The 4,518-nt window shown below is 37.3% G+C and carries 2 protein-coding genes; both read left to right on the top strand.

The features are described from left to right. On the top strand, positions 1–102 hold a 102-nt coding region (locus EWV84_RS08160; RefSeq protein WP_287077600.1), incomplete at its 5' end, for a DUF4351 domain-containing protein. A 376-nt stretch (positions 103–478) separates the two neighbouring features. After that, a partial coding sequence (locus EWV84_RS08155) for a Calx-beta domain-containing protein (RefSeq protein ID WP_287077599.1) occupies positions 479–4,518 on the top strand: 4,040 nt, incomplete at its 3' end.

The raw sequence follows: 4,518 nt of genomic DNA, 5'->3' as shown, positions 1-4,518 counted from the left end.
ATGCAGTTAAGTATTGATGATGTCGAAGTATTAGGAGAAGCTTTATTCGATTTCTCTACGGTTGAAGATTTAATCAATTGGTTAAATACTTTAACTGCTTAGTTTACGTTAGCGATCGCATCTTCGCCATGACAAGGGGTAAGATTGCTTTGGAGGGGGTTTTTAGTGGAAATTATCCCCCTCGTCATCACCCGCTAAAATTTTTATGGTGAGGAAGTAATTCAGAGATAAGCTTCCGTATATAATATGGGAAGCAAGCAGAAGCTTGGCCAACTACAGATCACCAACCACTGGCTAAACCTGAAGTTGCAAGAGCGATCGCCCAAGATTTTACTCAACGGCGATCGCTACCAGTCCACTGGAAGCGCCTGAAGGGAAACCAGTCTCTAAGTCAGTTTCAATCGGCTATTTACTCTATCGGTTAGTTAACCTAATCTTAATTAATCAAATATTTTCACTTTTTCTGGAGTAATAAATCATGCTTACCAAAATTATTAACATTGAAGCTCGCTGGATGCGTAGTGTTACTGATTTTTTGCCAGCAGGTGATTATAAGGTTGAGTATATTGGAGTTGCACAAGGGGGTCAATATAATGCTTGGAATTATCGATATAATTATTATCCTTGGTGGTCAAATCAATATCAGATTGATAGTAGTGAATTTTCTTTCTCTACAGGACGGTTATCAGAAAACTGGGGAAGTGATACCTTAGCACTAGCTAATGCGAAAAATACTACTTTTGTTTTGAAGAACGCGGGAAATGTAACTTTCTGGATTTATGATACTGTCTATGACGATAATACTGGAGGGATTTCTTTAAGAGTTACTTCTATCCCCACACCTGCAACTAATATTACTCTTTCTAATAGTAATATTGCTGAAAATCAAGCCGTTAATACTGTAATTGGTGATTTTACTAGCACTGATCCCGATCCGGGGGATACGTTTACTTATAGTTTAGTAGCTGGTGCAGGTGATACGGATAATAGCTTTTTTACTATCACAGGAAGTCAGTTAAGAACGAAAGCTGTTTTTGATTTTGAGACGAAGAAAACTTATAGTATTCGTGTCAAAACAACTGATCAAGATGGGCAATTTTATGAGAAACAGTTAACGGTTAATGTTACTAATATTATTGAGCCTGGGACGTTTTCTTTTAGCGATAATAACTATGTTGTTAAGGAAGATGGAACGGTAGTTAAAGCTATTACGATAAACCGTACAAATAACTTTGAGGGTGCGGTTAGTGTGACGGTGACTCCTACTGATGGTACAGCTAAATCTATTAATGATTATAATAATACTCCTATTGTGGTTAATTTTGCGGCAGGAGAAACCAGTAAAACGGTGACGGTTCCTCTGATTAATGATACGGCTTATGAACTAGAAGAAAATCTTAATTTAGCGATTACTAATGTGACGGGTGGCGCAATTATTGGAACACAAAATACAGCGACTTTAACTATTCTTAATGATGATGCAGCAATTCGGGGAGTTTTAGCGTTTAGTGCGCCTACTTATTCGATTACTGAAAACGGAACTCCTATAACTCAAGTCGTAGTCAATCGCACGGGGGGAAGTGATACGGAAGTGAGTGCGACGATTACTGTAAATAATGGCACAGCAACCGCAGACGATTATAATAATACCCCCATTAAGGTTACGTTTGCTCATGGGGATAGTGCGCCTAAAATTATTACGATTCCCATTAAGGAAGATAGTCAATTTGAGGCGGTGGAAACGCTTAACCTATCGTTAATTAATCCGACTAATGGGGTGACGATTGGTTCACAAAATACGGCAATTGTCAAGATAATTGATAATGATAATTTTGTGTTTACTAATACTGATATTCAACCGACGAAACTGGAGCAGTTAACGTTACCGATTCCGACGGCGTTAAAGCAGTATGAAACCCTCAGCAGCGAATTGGATAAAGCGAAGGTTAAGCTAGATACGACAGAGGAGCAGTTAACGTTAGCTAATGATGATTATTCCTTTGCGAAGGAGACGTTTGCAGGGAGTCTAAGTAAGCAGAAGTCTTTAACGGAAACTTTGCAGAATTTAGGAAATAAAAAGACGGCTTTAACTTCTAGTTTTACTCAATCTAAAACACAAAACGAGCAAAAACAGAAAGATATTCAGAAGAATATTGATGATGCTTCCACTCGTTTGAAGGCTGAAACGAATGCGGGTCTAAAAGATGGGATTCAGAAGGAGATTAATGGTTATCTGATTCAGATTCAGGAACAACAGAATTTACTCTCAATTGCTACGACTAAGTATGATCAAGATTTAGGGGTTATTGACTTCCAAATTAGTGAATCTAATCAGGATTTACAAGTACTTACCAGTAATATTATTCCTAAGCAAGTTGAGGAATTAGAGAAAAAAAATCAGGCTTTAGTGGCTGTTAAAACGGCTTGGGAAGCTAATAAGCAAGCTGTGACGGTTGCGGATAAGGCGTTAGGAGATTTTCTGACGGATTATGCTTTCCTGAAGACTCAGGATTATTCGTCTAAGTTTTTGCAGGATACGGTTAATAGTCTTAATCAAAAAATTAGTAATCTTCAGACTAATTTAACAAGTTTGAAAAATAGTAATGGTTCAAATTCTGAGATTTCAGCTTTAGAAAAGGCGATTTTAGAGAAGCAGAAAATAGTGGGAGAGGTGCAAGATTATCAGAAAACGGTGTTAGCAGGTGAGGTGGAGTTTAAGCAGGAATTGGAGACGAGAAAGACGACTTCTGCGGATCATCTAGCTTCGGTTAAGGTGGCTTTGGGGAATAATGATATTGAGAGTTATGTCACTTTAAGTAGTCAATTGGCTAATCAGTTAAAGGGGTTAACGACTGTTTGGGTTGATGATTTACAGGATAATCATAATCTAACGATTAAGGTGTGGAATGGGTTGCAAGCTGAGTCTCAGGCGTTTGATAGTTTGACGAGTTATATTGATGAGAATTTGGCGACTCCTTATGGGGATTATTATCTGAATGAGATTCAGTTGGATGAGGCGTTACAAATTCAGGAGTCAACGGTAAGACGGCGGGATGCTTTGGCGGATAGTGTTAATTTTGTGACGGATGCGCTGTTTTTGGCTAAGAAGCAGTTACAAGAGTATCAGGATTTGGCGAAGTTGAGTCAACATTATTCGGATTTAACTAAGTATGAGAAGGAGTTTAATCAGCTTAATTTTTTAGAAGCTAAACTGGCAATAGTAAGTCAATTTCAACAAAAATTAGTTGAAACAACTGCGAAGCTAATATCAGTCAAAGAAGATAATAAAAACAAGTTAGCACTTGCAGGTCAAAAAGGTGCTATTATTCGTCCCCAAACAGGAAATAAATATTTCTGGACTAATAGCACTTCATGGGAAGATGCACAAGCTCAAGGAGAAGCGGCAGGAGGGAATCTTGTAACAATTAATGATGGGGATGAGCAAAATTGGGCTATTCAAATTCGTCCCCGAAATGTCGGTTATTTTTGGCTTGGATTAACTGATAAATTCCAAGAGGGACGATGGCAATGGATTAGTGGTGAACCAATTACTTATACTTATTGGAGACCGGGTGAACCGAATAATGATGGTGATCAAGATTATGGTTACGTGTGGATTGGTAATGAATGGGACGATGGAAGAAATGGTTCACTACCGGGATTAATTGAAATTAATCTTCAATCTCTTGCTCAGAAAGAGACTACAATTACTCAAGAGATTGAACAAGCAAAAGCAAGTTTTAATAGTGCTGTAACAGATTTATTAAAATTTTTAGATAGTCCTTCTCTGCACAATACAGAATTATTAAAAGCAAGTATTATTCAGAAGCAAGCTTTAAATGACTCTTATCTTACTCAAGCTAAGTGGTACTCAGATCAAGCTGCGATTTATTGGGATAAAAGTCAGAAACAAGGTGCTACCAATGATCTTAATTGGGTTACTTGGGACGATTACACCAAAAAATCTCAAGCTTTACAACAACAATCGGCAGATTTTCTTAAATCAATATCTGATGATATTCAGGCTTTTATTGGCAAATCTGAGTTAGTCTTACAGCCTAAGTTAATCAACGCAGTATCAGACGAAGTTACGAATAAAACCCAAGATTTAGTAGTTCAGATTGATTTAACTAATGATCAACAAGAACAATGGATAGAAAGGAATTTACAGAAGTATATTGAACAGAAACAGAATAGTATTGTCAAAGCACAAGAAGCACCTTTAACTGCAATTCGAGAAACATTTCAACAACCTACTCGCGCTTTATTTTTTGATGGGGTTAATGATTATATACAAATTAATTTGAATGAAGCAGAAACAGAAGTTACCCATGAGTTATGGTTTAAAACTACATCCTTGAATGGCGGATTATTTTCTGTTATAGCAGGGTCAGGAGGTCATGATCGCAGTATTCATTTATCTAATGGTAATATAGTCGTTCGGATCTGGAATAATGAAGTAATTGCTAGTAGTGGACTCAATTTAGCTGATGGAAAATGGCATCATGTCGCTCATGT

Source organism: Microcystis sp. M_QC_C_20170808_M3Col, from assembly GCF_007095505.1.
Classification (GTDB): Bacteria; Cyanobacteriota; Cyanobacteriia; order Cyanobacteriales; family Microcystaceae; genus Microcystis.
Note: the sequence above shows the minus strand (reverse complement) of the source record. Positions and strands in the feature narration are given on the sequence as shown.